General features: G+C 59.8%; 15 protein-coding genes and 3 pseudogenes. 8 read left to right on the top strand and 10 right to left on the bottom strand.

Translation table 11 applies throughout. The features are described from left to right. The first annotated feature begins 16 nt into the window (after positions 1 to 16). The 3 genes from RHM58_RS06435 to RHM58_RS06425 all read left to right on the top strand — a co-directional run bounded on the left by RHM58_RS06435 (position 17) and on the right by RHM58_RS06425 (position 2850). Positions 17 to 1042 (top strand): putative 2-aminoethylphosphonate ABC transporter substrate-binding protein, encoded by a 1026-nt coding sequence (locus RHM58_RS06435; RefSeq protein WP_201198621.1) that lies wholly within the window; start codon positions 17 to 19, stop codon positions 1040 to 1042. A gap of 117 nt (positions 1043 to 1159) precedes the next feature. Next, a complete protein-coding gene (locus tag RHM58_RS06430; RefSeq protein ID WP_322269901.1) occupies positions 1160 to 2293 on the top strand; it encodes a TIGR03364 family FAD-dependent oxidoreductase in 1134 nt (377 codons plus the stop codon). After that, the gene (locus tag RHM58_RS06425; protein ID WP_322269900.1) at positions 2293 to 2850 is read left to right on the top strand and encodes a phosphonate degradation HD-domain oxygenase; all 558 of its coding nucleotides are present in this window, start codon (positions 2293 to 2295) and stop codon (positions 2848 to 2850) included. Before RHM58_RS06430 ends, RHM58_RS06425 begins: the two co-directional genes overlap by 1 nt. A 111-nt stretch (positions 2851 to 2961) precedes the next feature. Here RHM58_RS06425 and RHM58_RS06420 read toward each other — a convergent pair whose 3' ends face one another. Together RHM58_RS06420 and RHM58_RS06415 are read right to left on the bottom strand one after the other, a co-directional pair. Next, positions 2962 to 4326, bottom strand: a complete 1365-nt coding sequence (locus RHM58_RS06420; RefSeq protein ID WP_322269899.1) for a GTPase/DUF3482 domain-containing protein — start codon at positions 4324 to 4326, stop codon at positions 2962 to 2964. Beyond that, positions 4319 to 5690: pseudogene (locus RHM58_RS06415) on the bottom strand (DUF2868 domain-containing protein). The gene RHM58_RS06420 and the pseudogene RHM58_RS06415 overlap by 8 nt, the downstream one beginning before the upstream one ends. A gap of 85 nt (positions 5691 to 5775) precedes the next feature. Here RHM58_RS06415 and RHM58_RS06410 point away from each other — a divergent pair. Further along, a complete protein-coding gene (locus RHM58_RS06410) occupies positions 5776 to 6288 on the top strand; it encodes a dihydrofolate reductase (RefSeq protein WP_322269898.1) in 513 nt (170 codons plus the stop codon). Positions 6289 to 6383: 95 nt separating this feature from the next. Here RHM58_RS06410 and RHM58_RS06405 read toward each other — a convergent pair. Continuing rightward, positions 6384 to 7774 (bottom strand): annotated as a pseudogene (locus RHM58_RS06405) (L-cystine transporter). Positions 7775 to 8027: 253 nt separating this feature from the next. Here RHM58_RS06405 and RHM58_RS06400 point away from each other — a divergent pair. Continuing rightward, positions 8028 to 9095, top strand: coding sequence for a haloacid dehalogenase-like hydrolase (locus RHM58_RS06400; protein ID WP_201198615.1), 1068 nt, complete (start codon positions 8028 to 8030; stop codon positions 9093 to 9095). A 399-nt stretch (positions 9096 to 9494) separates the two neighbouring features. On the opposite strand, the gene RHM58_RS06395 is transcribed toward RHM58_RS06400, so the two are convergent. The 6 genes and pseudogenes from RHM58_RS06395 to RHM58_RS06370 form a co-directional block, all read right to left on the bottom strand. Further along, positions 9495 to 10520 (bottom strand): IS110 family transposase, encoded by a 1026-nt coding sequence (locus tag RHM58_RS06395; RefSeq protein ID WP_201256610.1) that lies wholly within the window; start codon positions 10518 to 10520, stop codon positions 9495 to 9497. Between the two features lie 145 nt (positions 10521 to 10665). Next, positions 10666 to 12507 carry a dihydroxy-acid dehydratase gene (ilvD, locus tag RHM58_RS06390; RefSeq protein WP_054044474.1) on the bottom strand — a complete coding sequence of 614 codons (1842 nt, stop codon included), beginning with the start codon at positions 12505 to 12507 and terminating at the stop codon, positions 10666 to 10668. A gap of 257 nt (positions 12508 to 12764) precedes the next feature. Next, positions 12765 to 13970: an MFS transporter gene (locus tag RHM58_RS06385; protein WP_322269896.1), complete on the bottom strand. Its 1206-nt coding sequence runs from the start codon at positions 13968 to 13970 to the stop codon at positions 12765 to 12767. Next, complete coding sequence (locus tag RHM58_RS06380; protein ID WP_322269895.1) at positions 13963 to 14928, bottom strand: diiron oxygenase; 966 nt, start codon at positions 14926 to 14928, stop codon at positions 13963 to 13965. The genes RHM58_RS06385 and RHM58_RS06380 overlap by 8 nt, the downstream gene beginning before the upstream one ends. Further along, complete coding sequence (locus tag RHM58_RS06375) at positions 14925 to 16004, bottom strand: SagB family peptide dehydrogenase (RefSeq protein WP_201257183.1); 1080 nt, start codon at positions 16002 to 16004, stop codon at positions 14925 to 14927. Before RHM58_RS06375 ends, RHM58_RS06380 begins: the two co-directional genes overlap by 4 nt. 423 nt (positions 16005 to 16427) lie before the next feature. Further along, positions 16428 to 17629 (bottom strand): annotated as a pseudogene (locus tag RHM58_RS06370) (class I SAM-dependent rRNA methyltransferase). Between the two features lie 355 nt (positions 17630 to 17984). On the opposite strand from RHM58_RS06370, the gene RHM58_RS06365 reads away from it, so the two are divergent. The 3 genes from RHM58_RS06365 to RHM58_RS06355 are packed head-to-tail and all read left to right on the top strand — an operon-like array spanning position 17985 to position 20040. Next, positions 17985 to 18800: an HDOD domain-containing protein gene (locus RHM58_RS06365; protein ID WP_322270816.1), complete on the top strand. Its 816-nt coding sequence runs from the start codon at positions 17985 to 17987 to the stop codon at positions 18798 to 18800. Positions 18801 to 18843: 43 nt separating this feature from the next. Then, positions 18844 to 19656 (top strand): bifunctional DNA-formamidopyrimidine glycosylase/DNA-(apurinic or apyrimidinic site) lyase, encoded by an 813-nt coding sequence (gene mutM / locus RHM58_RS06360; protein ID WP_201198594.1) that lies wholly within the window; start codon positions 18844 to 18846, stop codon positions 19654 to 19656. Between the two features lie 54 nt (positions 19657 to 19710). After that, complete coding sequence (locus RHM58_RS06355) at positions 19711 to 20040, top strand: multidrug transporter (RefSeq protein WP_201198593.1); 330 nt, start codon at positions 19711 to 19713, stop codon at positions 20038 to 20040. Between the two features lie 163 nt (positions 20041 to 20203). Here the strand turns inward: RHM58_RS06355 and RHM58_RS06350 are convergent, their stop codons facing one another. Then, positions 20204 to 20455 carry a YfhL family 4Fe-4S dicluster ferredoxin gene (locus RHM58_RS06350; RefSeq protein ID WP_010466792.1) on the bottom strand — a complete coding sequence of 84 codons (252 nt, stop codon included), beginning with the start codon at positions 20453 to 20455 and terminating at the stop codon, positions 20204 to 20206. Between the last annotated feature and the right edge of the window lie 23 nt (positions 20456 to 20478).

Here is a 20478-nt window from a genome sequence, read left to right as displayed (position 1 = left end):
CAAACAGGAAAAGATCATGTTCAAGCCCCTGGCCCTGGCCGCTGCTGTCCTCACCGCTTTCAGCCTGAACGCCTTTGCGGCGAAAACCGAGTTGACGGTGTACACCGCCCTCGAAGCCGAACAACTGACGGCCTATAAGGCTGCCTTCGAAAAGGCCAACCCGGACGTCGAGATCAAGTGGGTGCGTGACTCCACCGGGATCATCACCGCCAAACTGCTGGCCGAAAAAGCCCGGCCACAAGCCGACGCAGTCTGGGGCCTGGCGGCGTCGAGCCTGGCGATCCTTGATCAGCAAGGCATGCTGCAAAGCTATGCGCCAAAGGATTTGGCCAAGATCGGCGGCAACTACCGCGACGCCGCCAACCCGCCAGCCTGGGTCGGCATGGACGTCTGGGCCGCGACCATTTGCTTCAACACTGTCGAAGCCGAAAAGCAGGGCCTGAGCAAACCCGTGAGCTGGCAAGACCTGACCAAGCCTGAGTACAAAGGCAAGATCGTCATGCCTAACCCGGCCTCGTCCGGCACCGGTTTCCTTGATGTCAGCGCCTGGCTGCAAACCTTCGGCGAGAAGCAGGGTTGGGCGTACATGGACGGCTTGCACCAGAACATCGGCCAGTACGTTCACTCCGGTTCCAAGCCTTGCAAACTGGCGGCTTCCGGCGAATTCCCGATTGGTATTTCCTTCGAATACCCGGCCGTCCAGCTGAAACGCCAGGGCGCGCCGCTGGACATCATCCTGCCGAAAGAAGGCCTGGGCTGGGAGATCGAAGCGACCGCCGTAATCAAGGGCACGGCCCATGAAGAAGCGGCGAAGAAACTGGCGGACTTCTCGGCCAGCCCGGCGGCGATGGAGTTGTACAAAGAGAACTTCGCGGTCCTCGCGCAACCGGGTATTGCCAAGCCGCAGACCGAATTGCCCGCGGATTACGAGCAGCGTTTGATCAAGAACGACTTTGCCTGGGCCTCGAAGAATCGCGACGAGATCTTGACCGAGTGGCGTAAGCGCTATGACGGCAAGTCCGAGAAGGTCGTTGCCAAGTAAGATCTCTATCGGCTGATACGGCCTCATCGCGAGCAAGCTCGCTCCCACAGTTGACCGCGTTCCAATGTGGGAGCGAGCTTGCTCGCGATGGCGGTCTGTCATTCAGGACAAAACCCAATGACACAACACAACGACATGCTGATCGTCGGCGCCGGCATTCTGGGCCTGTCTCACGCCTACGCCGCCGCCCGACGCGGCCTCAAAGTCACTGTTTTCGAACGCAGCGAAACCCCGCTCGGCGCCTCGGTCCGCAACTTCGGCCAAGCCCTGGTCACCGGCCAACCGCCAGGCCCGATGCTCGAACTGGCCAAGGCCAGTCGCGAGATTTGGGGCCAATGGGCACAGCTGGCCGGCCTGCAACTCAAGCGCAACGGCTCGTACCTGTTTGCCCGCACCGAAGCTGAAGAACATCTGCTGCAAGCCTTTTGCAACGGCCGCGCCGTGGAGCACAACTACAACGTCGAGTTGCTGCGTGGCGCGGCATTGCGGGACTTGTACGGCGGCCAGTTCAGCCATCACCGCGCCGCGCTGCACGGCAAGGACGATCAGCAACTGTATTCGCGCGAAGCAATTCCAGCGCTGATCGACTACCTGCGCCGCGAATTGGGCGTCGAGTTTCACTTCTCCACCCTGGTGCGCGACATTGAGCCCGGCCGCTTGCACAGCACTGCCGGCAGCTTCTTTGCCGAGCAGATCATCGTCTGCTCCGGTCACGACTATCAGACCTTGCTGGCTGAGTCGATTGCCGCGCTCAACCCGCAAATCTGTCGTCTGCAAATGCTTCGCGCCCGGCCGCAGATCAACCTGAATCTGCAACACGCACTGCTCACCGGATTGAGTTGCGTGCATTACGGCGCGTTTGCCGACCTGCCGGAAGCTGCGGCGGTGCAAGCACAGATCCTGCGGGACGCGCCGCACTTGCAGGAGAACGGCATTCACCTGCTGATCAGCCCGACGCCTCACGGCGAACTGATCATCGGCGATTCCCACCATTACGGCAGCGACCCTTCACCGTTCAACGCCGAGCAGGTGGACGACTGGATGATCGAGCTCGGGGAGCAGACCCTGGGCTGCAAAGTGCAAGTGGTCGAGCGCTGGCAGGGTGTCTATGGTTCACGGGGACCGGGGCCGTTCTCGTTCCTGCGCCCGGCGAAAGGTTTGGGCGTGGCGTTGATGCACACTGGCGTCGGCATGAGCGTCGGGCCGGCGATGGCCGAACGTAACGTCGCACTGTTGTTGGGAGAGGATTGATGGAGCGCCATGAACAAGTGATCGCCGAAGTCTTCGCGCTGTACGAGCGCTTTGGCGACAGCGACTACATCGGTGAGCCGGTGTCGCAGATCGAGCACATGTCCCAGGCCGCCGAACTGGCCATGGCCGAAGGCTTCGACGATGAAGTGGTGTTGGCGGCGTTCTTTCACGATATCGGGCATGTCTGTGCTGAAGATGCCGAGAACATGGGCGGGTTTGGCGTGGTCAGTCATGAGCGTTTGGGCGCGGATTATTTGCGTCGGGCTGGCTTCAGCGAGCGCATGGCGCGGCTGGTGGAATACCACGTTCAAGCCAAGCGTTATCTGACGCTCAAGGAGCCGGGGTACTACGAGCGTTTGAGCGAAGCCAGTCGCCGGACACTGGAATATCAGGGTGGGGTGATGACGGTGGCCGAGGCTGAGGCGTTTGAGCGTGATCCGTTGTGTGCGGTCAGTTTGCGGATGCGGCAGTGGGATGAACTGGCAAAGGAAGAGTGGGTGCCGGTGATGGACCTTGGCGTCTTGAAGGAAAAGGCGTTGCGGCTATTGGTTGCGTAGGGCCCCAAGACCGAGGTGCGGCCTTCGCGAGCAAGCCCGCTCCCACATTGGAATGCGTTCCCCTGTGGGAGCGCGCTTGCTCGCGAAGGGGCCGGTTCGAGCACCGCAGATCTAAAGCTGCTGCGCCAACACCTCAACCTGCTCCTGCCTTTCCCCCTGACTTAACTTCGCCTGCGGATTAAGCGACGACCATTGCGGATGCGCCCGAGCCTTGTTCAGGGCTTCGGGCAGTTTGCCTTCGCGCCAGGTTTTGTCCTGCGGTGTGGCGACCTGGATGCTGTCCATCGCCGCATGTCCGCGCTGGTTCAGGGCTTGTACCAACTGCCGCTGACGCAACGCCAGCAACCGCAACACGCTGTCGTCGACAGTCAGCTCCCGCCGCCCCTTGATCTTGCCCAGCAACCGGCCGCCATAACTGCGCGCGGTTTGCAGGGCGCCGCCGGCAATCGCACCGGCCAGTGCTGCTGCGCCGAGGGTCAGGCCGCCGACTAGCAGGTCCACGCCAGCTCCCGCCGCCGCGCCGGCCGCGATGCCACTGCCAACCCGCACCCCCAATTGCTTGAGTGTTTCCGGGTTGAACAAGTCATCACCCCAACGGCCATCGAGCAGCGGCAAGTCACTGGCCGCCGCGTCCTGTGGGCGGAACGCGTAGAGCTTGAGCAACGCTTCGACGCAACGTTGTTCCCGTTGTCGAACGGCTTTGCGCAATTCGTTGATTGCTTGTTGTTCCAGCTCAGGTTTACTCGCCACGCTGCGCCGGCACGCGGCGCAATCGATCAATAATTCGGCAATCAGCCGCGCTGCACTCTGCTGGCGAGCCAGGCGTTGAGCCTGTTGATCGGCGATCAGCCGTTCAAGCTGCTCGCGGGAGTGTTCCAGCAACAGTGCGAGGCTTTCATAGAGTCTGCGTTCGCCATCTTCTGGTGGAGCGACGCTGTCGAAACGCACCAACGCATGCAAACCCAGCCGCGCCAGAGCCTCGCGCCAATCCGGTTCGCGATGGTTGGCGCTGCTGACGAAATTCAGCACCGGCAGCAACGGTTTGCCGCAACTGGCCAACACTTCCAGTTCGTCGCGGTACTTGGCCAGCACCGGTTCCCGGGCGTCGATCACATAGAGTCCGGCGTCCGAGGCCAGCAGTTGGCGCAGCACCTTGGCCTCTTGTTCGAACCGCTGTCGGGCCTCGCTGCCCTCGAGGAATCGCGCCAGGCGTGCCGGGCCGTCGAGGCGTTCGCCGGGGCGTTCCAGGCGTTCGAGGTAGTCGAGCAGGGCGATGGCGTCTTCCAGGCCGGGCGTGTCGTAGAGGTCGAGCAGCGGCTCACCGTCCACCGACAACCGCGCGCCTTCGACGTGGCGGGTGGTGCTGGGCCGATGGGACACTTCACCGAAACCGACGTCCCGGGTCAGGGTGCGCAGCAATGAGGTTTTGCCGACGTTGGTGTGGCCGACGACGGCGAGCTTCAACGGCTTAGTCATGGCCGGTCTCCAGCCAGTTCATGGGCGCGCAATCGGCGAACGGCAGTTCAAGCTGTTGCAACGCCGTATGCCAGTCACCGAGTCGCTCGGCATCCAGCGCTTCGCCGGGCGGCGCTTGCAGCAGCCAGACGCGGGTGGCGCTGGCGTTGCGCGCCAGTTCGGCGATCAACGCCAGGCTGCCGCGATCCGGTGAACGGCGCGGGTCGCAGGCAATCAACAGGCGAGCCGGGGGAAAGCGGCTGAGCTGTTCGAGGAGTTTGTTGCGCGACTCGCGGCTGTCGAGGATGCCGGCATCGCTCACGGTTTTTGGTAGTTGCGGCGGCCATGGGCGTTGACCGTCCAGTTCGATGGCCACCAGCAGCGCGCCATCGCTGTGCAATTCGCTGACGCTGCTTTCGACGCGGTGAAGTTGATCCGGGGCGGCATCGCTGATGCCCAAGCGTTCGCTGGTGGGCATCAGGCGTTCGCGTAATTGAGCGTAGCCGGGCAGGTTCAAATCCAGACGCAAGGCAGCCTGGCCGGTTTTCCAGCGCCACAGGCAAAACAGCGCCAGCAGCAGGCGCGGCACCACGCCGTAAACCACCAAGACGCCGACCAGCCAGGTTGCCCAGGCCTGACGGGCGCTTTCGATGTTGAGCGCGGTGTCGCCGCTGGCGCGGATCATCTCCACGGTCGGCACGTTGAAGCCGAGCAAGGCCGGCAGGGTGCCGAGGGTTTGGGTCATGGCGACAAAGGTGTCGGCGCTGAGCAGGGTGGTTTCCCAGACAAAGCCGTAACGCCGGGTCGCCATCAGCGTCAGCAGAATCGCCAGGGCACTGAGCATCGCCAGCAACCACAAACTGTTGACCAGCACGCCGACGATGCCCGCGATTGAGTTTGTGCCGTTGCAGCAACAGCAGCAGGGCCGGGGCCAGTTGTGCGGCTTTGGCGTCGCGGGCGAGTTTTTCGCTGAGCCACAGCCACAGTCGTCCGAGAGTAGCGCCGTGTTCACCGGCAAATACCAGGCCCAAGGCCCAGCTCAGTAGAAGAATCAGGTTCAGCCCGAGCAGGCTGCCCAAGGCCCAGAACACATTCACCGCAATTTGCCCATCGCTTAGCGCCGCAAACGCGAGGCCGGCGCCGCTGACCACGGCCACTATGACGAGCACCAACAACGCCAGTCGTGCACCTTGCAGCCAGTGGGTGAGCGCGTTGGTCAGCCCATCGCGTTCGGCCAGCCACAGGGCGCGGCGTTGAATCCGTGTCGGCAGGTCGCCGCCAGCCGTGCGGGCCAGTCGGTTGGCTTCCAGGTCATCCAGTGGCCCGGCATGTTCTTCGCGCAAACGGATGGTTTCCGTCAGCCAGAGGTTAGTCAGTTCAGTCACGCGGCATCCCGTCGCTTAAATGAACGGTGAGCATAACCGCTGTGGCGCTTATCCGGGAAAGGGAGGCTCTGGTATCCTCGCCGGCATGACTAAATCACTCCCCCTTAGCCTGATCGCAGCCCTCGGTGAAAACCGTGTGATCGGCGTCGACAACAGCATGCCCTGGCACTTGCCGGGGGACTTCAAATACTTCAAGGCCACCACCTTGGGCAAGCCGATCATCATGGGGCGCAAGACCTGGGATTCCCTCGGTCGTCCGCTGCCGGGCCGGTTGAACATCGTGGTCAGCCGTCAGGCGGATCTGGTGTTGGCGGGCGCGGAGGTTTATCCGTCGCTGGAGGCTGCGGTTGTTCGCGCTGAAGAGTGGGCGAAGGAGCAGGGCATCGATGAGCTGATGCTGATTGGCGGGGCGCAGTTGTATGCCCAAGGCTTGGCACAGGCCGATCGGCTGTACCTGACGCGTGTCGCGCTGAGCCCGGAAGGGGATGCGTGGTTTCCGGAGTTTGATTTGAACCAGTGGAAACTGGTGTCGAATGTGCCGAATCCGGCGGAAGGGGATAAGCCGGCGTACGCATTTGAAATTTGGGAAAAAGCCTAAAAGCATCGCGAGCAAGCTCGCTCCCACATTGGATGTGTGATCGACACACCCTGTGGGAGCGAGCTTGCTCGCGATAGCGGTCTGTCAGGCGCTGATCAAGCCTGAGCCAACTCCGCATGCTCATCCGCATCCAGCAGCTCTTTATCCGTCTGCTGCATGATCTGGCTGGTAATCGCCCCCGCCGTAATCGAACCGCTGACGTTCAACGCCGTACGGCCCATGTCGATCAGCGGCTCGACCGAAATCAGCAACGCCACCAGTGACACCGGCAAGCCCATGGCCGGCAGCACAATCAACGCGGCAAACGTCGCGCCGCCACCGACCCCGGCCACACCGGCCGAACTCAGGGTCACAATCGCCACCAGCGTCGCGATCCACAGCGGGTCGAGCGGGTTGATGCCCACGGTCGGCGCGACCATCACCGCCAACATCGCCGGATACAGACCGGCACAACCGTTCTGGCCAATGGTCGCGCCGAACGAAGCGGCGAAACTGGCGATGGACTGCGGGATGCCCAGGCGACGGGTCTGCGCTTCGATGCTCAGCGGAATGCTCGCTGCGCTGGAGCGGCTGGTGAAGGCAAAGGTCAGCACCGGCCAGATCTTGCGGAAGAAACGCAGCGGGTTGATCCCGGCCGCCGACACCAGCAGGCCATGGATCACGAACATCAGGCCCAGGCCGATGTAGGACACCACCACGAAACTACCGAGCTTGATGATGTCTTGCAGGTTGGAGCCGGCGACCACTTTGGTCATCAGCGCCAAAACGCCGTACGGGGTCAGCTTCATCACCAGACGCACCAAACGCATCACCCAGGCTTGCAGGGTGTCGATGGCGTTGATCACTTTCTGACCTTTCTCGACGTCGTCTTTCAGCAGCTGCAGCGCCGCGACCCCGAGGAACGCAGCGAAGATCACCACGCTAATGATCGACGTCGGCTTGGCGCGGGCCAGGTCGGCGAACGGGTTCTGCGGGATGAACGACAGCAGCAACTGCGGCACATTCAGGTCAGCGACCTTGCCGGCGTAGTCGGTCTGGATGGTTTGCAGACGGGCCATTTCCTGAGTGCCGGCCACCAAGCCATCGGCGGTCAGGCCGAACAGGTTGGTCAGGCCGATACCGATCAGCGCCGCGATGGCGGTGGTGAACAGCAGCGTGCCGATGGTCAGGAAGCTGATTTTGCCCAGCGACGAGGCGTTGTGCAGACGGGCCACAGCGCTGAGGATCGAGGCGAACACCAGCGGGATCACGATCATTTGCAGCAACTGCACGTAACCGTTACCGACCAGATCGAACCAGCCGATCGAGGCTTTCAGCACCGGGTTGCCGTCACCGTAAATGGCGTGCAACGCCACGCCGAATGCCACACCCAATGCCAGTGCGAGCAGGACTTTTTGGCCAGGCTCCAGGAGGTGTGACGGGTTTGCACCAGGCCGAAGAGCAGGGCGAGGAACACCAGCAGATTGAGAATCAGCGGCAGATTCATAAAGACTCCGATAAGGCTTGTGCCAACTGCCTTCCAGGGCAGCTGCGAACCGGCAAGCCTAACAGCTTGATATCTAATGAATTAATATCAAAAACAGAGGTGGACTGTCGTTTTTGGAATAAGCCAGTGCCGCTCTGGGGAATGCGCCTGACGGAATCAGGACGTAAGCGGTCGCGGGCGGACGAGAACGGTCACACTTTTTTGTTAGCGTCGATCTCTTTGAATCAGGGTCTCTCTACAAGGAAGCATGCAGATGAAGTTCGCACCGAAAATGCTGGCTGTCGCACTGGGTTTAGGATTGGGCTTGAGCCTTGCGGGCCAGGCGTTCGCGACTGACCTGAAACACTGGCCAGCCGATCAGGCCAAGGCACTGGACGCGATGATCGCGGCCAATGCCAACAAAGGTAACTTCGCGGTGTTCGACATGGACAACACCAGTTACCGCTACGACCTCGAAGAGTCGTTGCTGCCGTTCCTGGAAAACAAGGGCCTGATCACCCGCGAGACCCTCGATCCCTCCCTGAAACTGATTCCGTTCAAGGACACCGCCGACCATAAGGAAAGCCTGTTCAGTTACTACTATCGCCTCTGTGAAATCGACGACATGGTTTGCTATCCATGGGTCGCCCAAGTGTTCGCAGGCTTCACCCTTCAAGAGCTCAAGGGTTATGTCGATGAGCTGATGGCGTCCGGCAAACCGGTGCCGAGCACGTATTACGACGGCGATGTGGTCAAGAACATCGACGTCCAGCCACCGAAAGTCTTCACCGGCCAGGCCGAGCTTTACAACAAGCTGATGGAGAACGGCATCGAGGTCTACGTGATGACCGCCGCCTCCGAGGAACTGGTGCGCATGGTCGCGGCCGATCCGAAATACGGCTACAACGTCAAACCGCAGAACGTGATCGGCGTGAGCACGCTGCTCAAGGACCGCAAGACTGGCGAACTGACCACCGCGCGCAAACAGATCACCGCCGGCAAGTATGACGAGAAGGCCAACCTCGGCCTGGAACTGACGCCATACCTGTGGACACCGGCAACCTGGATGGCCGGCAAGCAAGCGGCGATCCTGACCTACATCGACGAGTGGAAAAAACCGGTGCTGGTGGGTGGCGATACACCGACCAGTGACGGCTACATGCTGTTTCACAGCGTCGACGTGGCCAAGGGTGGCATCCACTTGTGGGTCAACCGCAAAGACAAATACATGACTCAGCTCAACGGCATGATGGCCAAGCACGCTGCGGCTCAGGCGAAAGAAGGCTTGCCGGTGACGGCGGACAAGAACTGGGTGATCGTCAAGCCTGAAGAGATTCAGTAAGACGGGCTCGCTTCCACAAGATTTGTGTAAGGCCACAATATTGTGATCGACACAAATCCTCTGTGGGAGCGGGCTTGCTCGCGAAAGCGGTGTGTCAGGCAACAGTGATATTGACTGACACTCCCTCTTCGCGAGCAAGCCCGCTCCCACATCTATGGTTCCCCCTTTTCTGCAATACTGTTTTTGATGATGTGTTTGGCTTGCTTTCATCTATCCGGCGTCTGAGTGGAGGTTGGTCCATTCGCGCCTTGATGAGAATCGATGCCCGGCGATCCTAATTACTTGGACGGCCTTTCAGCCGTGTGGGAGCTCAGGGTTTTCGTCAGGCCGGTTGGCCGTTCACGTCATCTGTTATCCAGCATCGCAAACCAGGTGGGTGGTGCTCGGGTGACAGCGGGGTCAGGCGTTCATCGCGCCTGGCCCCGCATCGAATTCGGTGTGGTGTGCTGCAATCGCCCAGGCGATTCTCGCCAGTTTGTTGGCCAGTGCGCAGACCACATGATTGGAGTGATGGTTGTCCCATAGCCGTCGGACCCAGTCCGCCAGCGCTCCTTTCTGTCGATCCAACTGCATCAGATAGACGCGGGCACACTGGATCAGCAGACGTCTCTGGTTTCGGTCACCCCGCTTGCTGATGCCTAAAAGTACGGTTTTTCCGCCCGTGGAGTGTTGTTTGGGCACTAGCCCGATCGAGGCCGAATAGCCTCGGCCGCACTTGAACTGTTTGCCATCGCCCAACTCGGCAGCCAGGACGCTGGAGGTGATCGGGCCGACACACGGCATCGTCATCAAGCGAACAGCCAGATCATCTTCAGCGGCTTGGCACTCCACTTCCTTATCCAAAGCCTTGACCTGCTCGTGCAAGTAATTGAAGTGCTCACGCAGCCTGGTCAGTAGTTTTTTGATGGAATCGGGAAGTGGATGTGCTTCAAGCAGCGCTGGAAGATCTTTGATGGACTTGAAGCCTGGGGCCAAGCTGATTCCGACTTCCAGGAGGGCTGCGTGAATCCGATTGACGGTAGCAGTACGTTCTTTGATGAACGAATCACGTGTCGAGTTGAGCATGGCCAGCGCCTGCTGAGCCTGATTCTTGGGCGGCACAAAGCGCATTGTTGGACGAGTTGCAGCCTCGCAGATCGCTTCGGCATCAGCGAAGTCGTTCTTGTTGCTTTTCACATACGGACGCACGAGATGCGGAGCAATGAGTTTGGGTATATGCCCCAGTCTTGAGACTTCCTGCGCCATGAAGTGGGCTCCGCCGCAAGCTTCCATCGCAACGGTGCAGGGTTCGAGATTGGCCAGATGCTGGATGAGCGCCGCCCGATTAAACTTTTTGCGGTAAAGCTCATGACCACGATCATCTTGTGCATGCAGATGAAAGGTGTGTTTTCCCAGATCGATGGCGACAATAGCTACTTTGTTCATGGCAACGGTCTCCGATGAGCCCCCTGTGAAAGCTTAGTGGGTGATCACAGGGGGCGGCGGGGGAGCCATTTCATTACTTGACCGAGTTGAACGCAAAAAAATGCCCCGCACTTGGCGGGGCATTTTTTTGTTCGACGGTTAAGCCTTACAGCCCGTCGAGCATCGCCTTGTTACGCACAGCACCCTTGTCAGCGCTGGTGGCCAGCAGGGCGTAGGCTTTCAGCGCGGTGGTCACTTTACGTGGACGTTTCTCTACCGGTTTCCAGCCTTTCTGGTCTTGCTCGACCCGGCGTGCCGCCAGTTCTTCATCGCTGATCAACAGGTTGATCGAGCGGTTCGGAATGTCAATCAGCACTTTGTCGCCGTCCTGCACCAGACCAATCGCACCGCCAGCAGCGGCTTCTGGCGAAGCGTGACCGATGGACAGACCCGAGGTGCCGCCGGAGAAACGACCGTCGGTGAGCAGCGCGCAGGCTTTGCCCAGGCCTTTGGATTTCAGGTAGGACGTCGGGTACAGCATTTCCTGCATGCCCGGGCCGCCTTTCGGACCTTCGTAACGAATGATCACGATGTCGCCGGCCTTCACTTCGTCAGCGAGGATGCCGCGTACGGCGCTGTCCTGGCTTTCGAAGATCTTCGCGTTGCCTTCGAAGACGTGGATCGACTCGTCGACGCCGGCGGTTTTCACCACGCAACCGTCCAGGGCGATGTTGCCGTACAGAACGGCGAGGCCGCCCTCTTGCGAATAAGCGTGCTCGACACTGCGGATGCAGCCGTTTTCACGGTCGTCGTCCAGGGTTTCCCAACGGGTCGACTGGCTGAACGCGGTTTGCGTCGGAATACCCGCAGGGCCGGCCTTGAAGAAGTGATGTACGGCTTCGTCGGTGGTCTGGGTGATGTCCCACTTGGCGATGCCTTCAGCCATGCTCTTGCTGTGCACGGTCGGCAGCTCGGTGTGCAGCAGGCCGCCACGAGCCAGCGAGCCGAGGATGCTGAAGATGCCACCGGCGCGGTGTACGTCTTCCATGTGGTACTTCTGGATATTCGGCGCGACTTTGCACAGTTGCGGCACGTGGCGGGAGAGGCGGTCGATGTCCTTCAGGTCGAAGTCGATCTCGGCTTCCTGGGCGGCGGCCAGCAAGTGCAGGATGGTGTTGGTGGAACCGCCCATGGCGATGTCCAGCGTCATGGCGTTTTCGAACGCCTTGAAGTTGGCGATGTTGCGCGGCAATACCGACTCATCGTTGTCGCCGTAGTAACGCTTGCACAGATCGACGATGGTGCGGCCGGCTTGCAGGAACAATTGCTCGCGGTCGCTGTGGGTGGCCAGGGTCGAACCGTTGCCCGGCAATGCCAGGCCCAGGGCTTCAACCAGGCAGTTCATCGAATTGGCGGTGAACATGCCGGAGCACGAACCGCAGGTCGGGCAAGCGCTGCGCTCGTACTCAGCGACTTTCTCGTCAGAAGCGCTGGAGTCGGCGGCGATCACCATGGCATCGACCAGGTCGAGACCGTGGCTGGCCAGTTTAGTCTTGCCGGCTTCCATCGGACCGCCGGAAACGAAGATCACCGGAATGTTCAGGCGCAGGGCGGCCATCAGCATGCCAGGGGTGATCTTGTCGCAGTTGGAGATGCAGACGATGGCGTCGGCGCAGTGGGCGTTGACCATGTATTCGACGGAGTCGGCGATGATCTCGCGGCTCGGCAGCGAATACAGCATGCCGTCGTGGCCCATGGCGATGCCGTCATCCACGGCGATGGTGTTGAATTCTTTGGCGACACCGCCGGCCCGTTCGATTTCGCGGGCGACCAGTTGGCCAAGGTCCTTGAGGTGGACGTGGCCCGGTACGAACTGGGTGAAGGAGTTGGCAATGGCGATGATCGGCTTCTTGAAGTCGTCATCTTTCATCCCGGTGGCGCGCCACAGTGCGCGGGCGCCGGCCATGTTGCGGCCGTGGGTGGATGTTTTCGAGCGGTAATCAGGCATGGAGCACTCCGGGCGGCTAATCAGGTATCAAAGGGGAGTGAGCTTCTATTGACGTCTGGAACACTCAGAAATGGCCGTGTGTCCGGAAGTTGCCGATGACTTTGCGGGATCGCCGCTTGCCTCAGCCTGAGCTCATAAACCCGCCGGGGGATGAATGGCGATGAATCCCGCGATTCTACACCGCTGGCGTCAAGAGGGAATGCCGGAAAGTGTTGATCCAGCGCTAACGCAACATGTGGGATGACGACCGGCAACGTTCACCCGGCGGTCAGTACCCGATGGCGTCGGGTAATCAGCGCATTGAGGCCTATACCGGTGGCGCTGAGAAGCAGAAAACTCAGTGCCAGGGTCGACTGCAGGTCGGTGGCACTCAGGTTGATCAAGGCGCTGATCAATCCGCCGAATATGAATATCAGGGTGTTCCCGGCCGCCGCAGATGTACCTGCCTTGTCCGGAAATACCTCCATGGCTTTGGAGGTGGCGATCGGGCGGGCGATGGTGGTGCCGGCGGTGCAGATGATCATCGGGATCAGGACGGTGAAGGTCGACAGCCCCAGCAACGTTGAAAGCATGAGCATCACCAGGCCCGAAAAGAGGATCAGGCCCAGGCCCGTGAGGATCTGCGTATTGGGTGCTATTCGGCCGCCGAGGAGTCGGGCGACGATGCCGCCGATGATGTACGCAAGGCCATAGAGCAACAGCGTCAGCGAAAACTCGTACGGCGAAAGCTGCAACTGGTCCATGAAGATCAGTGGCGAAATGACGATGAAAGAAAAATGGCAGGCAAAGGCAATCGCGGCGATCAACCAATACCCAAGAAACCCCGCATCGCGATAGACCAAACGGTATGACTGGACAATGCCCTGGCGCATGACATGGGTCGGGCGCTGGTTTTCAAGGAGGAAGCAGGCTTTCAGAAACACGGCACTGGCCAGGGCGATGAAGGCCACAAAGCTTCCGGGCCAGTCCAGGGCTTGTTGCAGCAGCGTCCCGGCCAGTGGCGAAATGGAAATGAAGATCCCGCTGGCAGTCACCATGAGAATCCTCAAGCGATCTCGCTCCTTGCCTTCGAACAGATCTTGAACCAAGGCTTGAGTGAGTACGAAACAACCGCAACCGATAGCCTGTATCACCCGGAACAGCAGGAACCAGGAGTACTCGGTGGAAAGCAGGCAACCTGCCGCGCCGATGATCGAGACCAGCATCCCGGCCAGCAGCAGCCCCTTGCGTCCGATGGTGTCCGACAGCGGCCCGATCAGCAGTTGAGACAGGGCGATGCCGACGGCGAACAGGCTGATTGAAAACGCAATGTCGGCCGAGGTGGTCTGAAAGTGTTCGGCCAGTGCTGGAAAAGAGGGCAACAAAACGTCCAGCGGAAAGACCCCGAGCAGCACCATGGTCATCAACAGGATGACCGCGGCACGACGTTTTTTGAGACTGACCGCAGATTTTCCTTCATCCATCGAGAAGTCCTGCCTGTGTGAAAAGTAGCTGGTTGCTGCGCAGGTCGAAGAACCCTGCGTTGCGCAATGCCTGGAGCGTAGCGCCAGCGCCTGAACGCGCACGCTGGACGACCGCCTGAATGCCTGTCAATCCGCCAAGGATGTCTGCAATGCAGGCTGCGCTCAGGCCCGCGCTGTGCAGGCTTTCCTTCAGCCATCGCTCATCGACTTCAAAGAACACCTGGATGATGTCCACCAACAGTCTGGCGGCGAACGTGCGCTGACTGCTGGTCAGGGTCAGCCACAGGTAGTGGAACACCTCTGAAAAATAGCGACTGTGGCGCGCCTCGTCCGTGAGGTGATCCCTGAGCATCTCCTGAACGCTGGTCACCAGCGACTCGCGGCAAACATCGAGCAGTTCCCTGGCGATAATCGTCTCCGACACAAAGCCGACCAGGAACCAGGCCAGTGCGCTGTGCCGGTCCGGGGTTTGGGCGAGCAGAGCGTTCAGCCGGGTGATCCGCTGGGGCATCACTGGACGCTGGGTGATGCCGTAAAAACGGGCAATCTGCTCGGCAAGGCTATTGGAGAACAATGCGTGGAAACCTTCGTCGGTATAGAGCTGCAACGCCGCCGTTTTCATCCGTTGCGGGATGTTGAGATCCAGTTCGCCATGAACGATGGTTTCTACCGCGCGGTTGACGATGCGATGTTCGAGCAGGGTGGTGTAGTCGAGGAAATACACCAGATGGTTGGCCGATAAGCGATGGAGCGTTGATTGGCCCGCCGCCTCGATGCTCGGGTGATTGAGGTAAGGCAGAAACGCCGGGGGAAACCAGTAGCGTGTTTGCAGTTGATGTTCCAGGTCAGCCGGCAATGCATAGGTGTGCTCACTGACGCGCACCGAAGCTCGGGTATTCCATTCACCCAAGGTGAAGCGCTGGGCCCTGGAATCGGGGAAAGGAGAGGCACTGGTCATTGCAGCGGGCCTTGATTGTCCAGCAGCGCTTTCAGCTCCTTGCACATCACTTGCCCGTCGCTCTGGCCGCAGCCGACAAAAAACAACGGTTGCTCTGCGCTGTCTTCGAGCCCCAGCAGCTTTTCGACCTGATCATCAGTCAGCGCCCCGGTAAGCCAGGTGCTCAAACCCAGTGCAGTGGCCACCAGTTGGAAGGTCTGGGAAATATGACCCGCCTCTACGTAAGCCATCCGGTAGGCCCGGGAGTGTTGATACTTCCACCACAACTTGTCGAAGCGCGCGCTGATGAACAGGCCGGCGGGCAGGTTGTTGATGAAGTGTTGCCCACACAGGAGCTGTCCAAGAGGCGAGCCTGGAAGTGTATTGACGAAGCTCAGCGCATGATCGGCCGGATGGTAGGCGTAGACCCCGGGCTCCAGGCCATCGACGTTTTGCACATGAAGAAAACCTTCGCAGGCATTCAACCCGCCACCCGAAGGGCTGCTGCGCCGGGCACCCAGGCCTTCGGCGACCGTTTCATCGATAGCGTCTTCGCGCTCTTTAAGGTACCCGAGGGACAAGTAAAGCAAGGTACTGATGTCGCCGAGGGACATGGCTTCGCCGGTGAAAGAACGGCAGGTCTTACGGCTGACCAGGGCATTGGCCAGGCTATCGACCGGCAGTCCCGAGGGGGCAGGCAGGGTAATCAGTTCGCTGGCCGGGCGGTGCGTGAGTTCGGAACCCGGTGTGCTGGCGGCCAATACTTCATTGCAATGGTCCAGATAGTGTCTCGACCATTCATGGATATTCTGTGGGACATGTTCGCAAGGTATATTCTTGGTGCCGATATGAAATATCTTTGATAGTTCATCCCAGCCCCATTCGGTAGTGTCTTGTTTTGCAGTTGTCAGTATTCCGGTGTTCAGGAATTGAATGTCTATTGTGTTGTTGTTATCGAATGCTTCAGGGTTGTCGATAAGTTGTGCGAGTCGGGTTGAATATTCCAGGCTGAGTTCAAATTGCTTGTGTTGCCTGTAGTCCCAGACTATTTGGCCGGGTGTACGGGGCAATATGAATAAATCAGGGTTTATATGCATGATGGGCGTTTCACTCTGGGCTGAGCCATGGAAAACGCTGGGTAGCCGGCACTCCCCAGCGTCTCGCTTACTTAACGGGCTTTAGGGGCGACCAGAAAAGCCAGGTTAGCGATTTTGTTGGTTTCCAGAGTAATTGCTTTCATGTTTTTAACTCCATGTAAGTGATAGTGAGTGCCACCTCGTGGTGACAACTCAATCATAGTTTGTAATGAGTTCTTATCAAGGGGAATATCGGTAGGAAACTTCCAGAAATTTTGTGGGAGCTATCTTTGAACTTGAAAAGGCTTGTAGTCTTATTCTTTAGAATAAAAGATGCAGGGAAACTTCCTGCACGTCAGTAGGACGACAAGTGTAAGAAATAGAAAAATTTCAGGGGGATAAAGCAAGCGGGGAGCCTGTTGGCTCCCCGTCAAACCCGCGTAATCAGCTGTTTGGCAGCAGACGGCAGGTGATGCTCTTGATGTAGCGGGTTTCGGCGATGGCCGGGTGAACCGGGTGATCCGGGCCCTGACCGCCACGTTCCAGCATTTGGATGTTGCGGTCCAGGTGACGGGCGCTGGTCAGCAGGATGTTCTGCAGATCGTCTTCCGGCAGGTGCATCGAGCACGAAGCGCTGATCAGGATGCCGTCCTTGCTGAGCAGGCGCATGGCTTGCTCGTTCAGGCGACGGTAGGCGCCTTCACCGTTCTTCATGTCTTTCTTGCGTTTGATGAAGGCCGGCGGGTCGGCGACGATCACGTCGAATCGTTCTTCGCTGGCTTTGAGCTCTTTCAGGGCTTCAAACACATCGCCTTCGACGCAGGTCATTTTCTCGGCGACGCCGTTCAGCGCGGCGTTGCGCTCGACGCCGTCGAGGGCGAAGGCTGAGGAGTCGACGCAGAACACTTCACTGGCGCCGAACGCGGCGGCTTGCACGCCCCAGCCGCCGATGTAGCTGTACAGGTCGAGCACGCGCTTACCTTTGGCATACGGCGCCAGGCGTGCGCGGTTCATGCGGTGGTCGTAGAACCAGCCGGTTTTCTGGCCTTGAATGACAGGCGCCTCGAACTTCACGCCATTCTCTTCCAGCGCAACCCATTCCGGCACCAGGCCGAATACGGTTTCGACGTAGCGGTTGAGGCCTTCGGCGTCACGGGCCGCGGAGTCGTTCTTGAACAGAATGCCGCTCGGCTTGAGCACTTGGGTCAGCGCTGCGATCACGTCTTCTTTATGAGCTTCCATGGTCGCCGAAGCGATCTGGACCACCAGGATGTCGCCGAAACGGTCGACGACCAGGCCTGGCAACAGGTCCGAATCACCGTAGACCAGGCGATAGAACGGCTTGTCGAACAGGCGATCGCGCAGGGACAGGGCGACGTTCAGGCGATGCACCAGCAGCGATTTGTCCAATGGCAACTTGATGTCGCGCGACAGCAGGCGTGCGCAGATCAGGTTGTTCGGGCTCATGGCGACGATGCCCAGCGGCTTGCCGCCGGCGGCTTCGAGGCCGTAGTCGCCTGGTCACCGGCCTTGAAACCGTGCAAAGGGGTCGCCGCTACATCGATTTCGTTGCTATAGACCCACAAGTGGCCGTTCCGCAGGCGACGGTCGGCGTTGGCTTTGAGGCGCAGGCTAGGCAGGGACATGACGTCGCTCCGGAAAAAGAGCGGGAGTATAGCGTGTTGTGCAAGGCCCCGGCTTGGCAGATAGACCTGTGGCGCGGGAGCTTCCTGTGGTGAGGGGCTTGCCCCCGTTCGGCTGCGGAGCAGTCGTTGATTTTGGGCCGGCGTCGCCGTCCAGCGGGAGCAATCTCCCTCGCCACAGACGCTTGCACATCAGCCCAGGAATGACTGGGCAATAGATGAAATTTTCGGCGATCTGCCGGCCAATGTGTCGGATCCAACTTTTTAAAGGTTAGAATCCCCGCCTGTCCCAGAGTGTGTACTTATGTCCCAAGAGCTGAGTTCCGAACAGATTCAACAGTCCCTGCAAGGCATCAGCGTGCCGGCCCAGCCGCAGATCATGGTGGATCTGCAGATGGAACAGTACATGCCCGATCCGGACCTGGAAGTGATCGCGAAACTGATTGCCCAGGACCCAGGCCTCTCCGGGGCACTGCTGAAAATCGTCAACTCGCCTTACTACGGCTTGAGTAACAAGATCGCTTCGATCCAGCGTGCAGTGAATTTGCTGGGCAGCCGTTCGATCATCAACCTGATCAACGCGCAGTCGATCAAGGGTGAGATGAACGACGACACCATCGTGACCCTGAACCGGTTCTGGGACACCGCTCAGGATGTGGCGATGACATGCCTGACGCTGGCCAAGCGCATCGGCTCCCAGGCCGGCGACGAGGCTTATGCGCTGGGCTTGTTCCATGACTGCGGCGTGCCGTTGATGCTCAAGCGTTTCCCCGACTACATGAAAACCCTGGAAGAGGCCTACGCCAACGCGAGTGTCGAATGCCGGGTAGTGGACACCGAGAACCGGGTGTTCAACACCAACCACGCCGTGGTCGGTTATTACACCGCCAAGTCCTGGCGCTTGCCGGAACACATCACCGCCGCCATCGCCAATCACCACAATGCGCTGGCGATCTTCAGTGATGAATCCTCGCGCAACAGCCAGCTGAAAAACCTGCTGTCGATCCTGAAAATGGCCGAACACATTTGCGCGTCCTATCGGGTGCTGGGTAACCAGTCCGAGGACCACGAGTGGAACAGCGTCGGGCCTTTGGTGCTCGATTATGTCGGTCTCTCGGATTACGATTTCGAAACCCTCAAGCAAACGATCCGTGACCTCGGCACTCATCACTGAGGGGCCGGTTTTTCCTGATCAAAGCGTCTGATTCGAGAGCACCATGCCTGAACTGCCAGAAGTCGAAACCACCCGCCGGGGCATCGCCCCGCACCTGGAAGGCCAGCGCGTCAGCCGGGTGATCGTGCGCGACCGGCGTCTGCGCTGGCCAATTCCCGAAGACCTGGATGTGCGGCTGTCTGGCCAGCGCATTGTGTTGGTGGAGCGGCGCGCCAAATACCTGTTGATCAATGCCGAGGTCGGCACCCTGATCAGCCATTTGGGGATGTCGGGGAATTTGCGTCTGGTCGAGGTCGGCACCCCGGCGGCCAAGCATGAGCATGTGGATATTGAACTCGAGTCTGGCCTAGCCCTGCGTTACACCGACCCACGCCGGTTTGGCGCGATGCTCTGGAGCCTGGACCCGCTCAATCACGAATTGCTGATTCGCCTGGGGCCGGAGCCGTTGACCGACCTGTTCGATGGCGAGCGCTTGTTCCAGAAGTCTCGCGGGCGCTCCATGGCGGTCAAGCCGTTCATCATGGACAACGCGGTGGTGGTGGGTGTCGGCAATATCTATGCGACAGAAGCGTTGTTCGCTGCCGGCATCGACCCGCGCCGTGAAGCGAAGAGCATTTCCCGGGCGCGATACCTGAAACTGGCAATCGAGATCAAACGCATCCTCGCCCATGCCATCGAGCGGGGCGGCACTACGTTGCGCGATTTTATCGGCGGCGACGGCCAGCCGGGCTACTTCCAGCAGGAACTGTTCGTCTACGGTCGTGGCAGTGAGCCCTGCAAAGTCTGCGGCACAGAGCTGCGGGACGTGCGCCTCGGGCAGCGCGCCAGTGTCTTTTGCCCACGCTGTCAGAGCTGATACGTCCTACGGTCTATAGTCAGTGTTCTCACTGCCTAGCCGAAGGACCGTGCCATGAATTCGTTTCGAACCTTTGTCGTTGTTTTGCTGCTGAGTGCCGGTCTGCCGGCGCTGGCGGCTGAGAGCAGCGGCGGCAGCGGCGATCCGCGTTACGCCATCCAGAACCCACCGGCCTACGCCATGATCGGCGACTTGCTGATTGCCCGACCTTTATTGGTGGTGGCGACAGTGATCGGTGCGGGTGTGTTTGTGGTGTCGTTGCCGTTTACCGCGTTGGGTGGCGGTGTTGGCGATGCGGGGCAGGCGCTGGTGGTTGATCCGGCGAAAGCCGCGTTTGTGCGGTGCCTGGGGTGTACCGGGGATGGGTTTGAGGAGCGCGAGTGAAGTCTCGGTGACATCTTCGGTATGGCTGATGACGCCTTCGCGAGCAAGCCCGCTCCCACAGTTGATCTGTGTTGTTAATCAGTGGGTCTGAGCACAGCAGATCCCATGTGGGAGCGGGCTAGCTCGCGAAGAGGACCGCAAAGACGCCACAGAAACATCTGGCTCACGCCTTACCGGTAATGATCCGGTATTTCGCCATCAACTGCTCTTCAGTCTCTGGATGCGCTTCATCCAGCGGAATGCAATCTACCGGGCAGACTTGTTGGCACTGAGGCTCGTCGTAGTGGCCGACACACTGCGTGCACAGGTTAGGGTCGATCACGTAGATCTCTTCGCCTTGGGAGATGGCGGCGTTCGGGCACTCGGGTTCGCAAACGTCGCAATTGATGCAATCGTCGGTGATGATCAGGGACATGCTAACTCCAGCCAGGGCGGCAG

Origin of the sequence: Pseudomonas sp. 10S4 (genome assembly GCF_034344865.1) — a bacterium.
Lineage (GTDB): Bacteria > Pseudomonadota > Gammaproteobacteria > Pseudomonadales > Pseudomonadaceae > Aquipseudomonas.
This window is presented reverse-complemented; position numbering and strand designations above follow the sequence as displayed.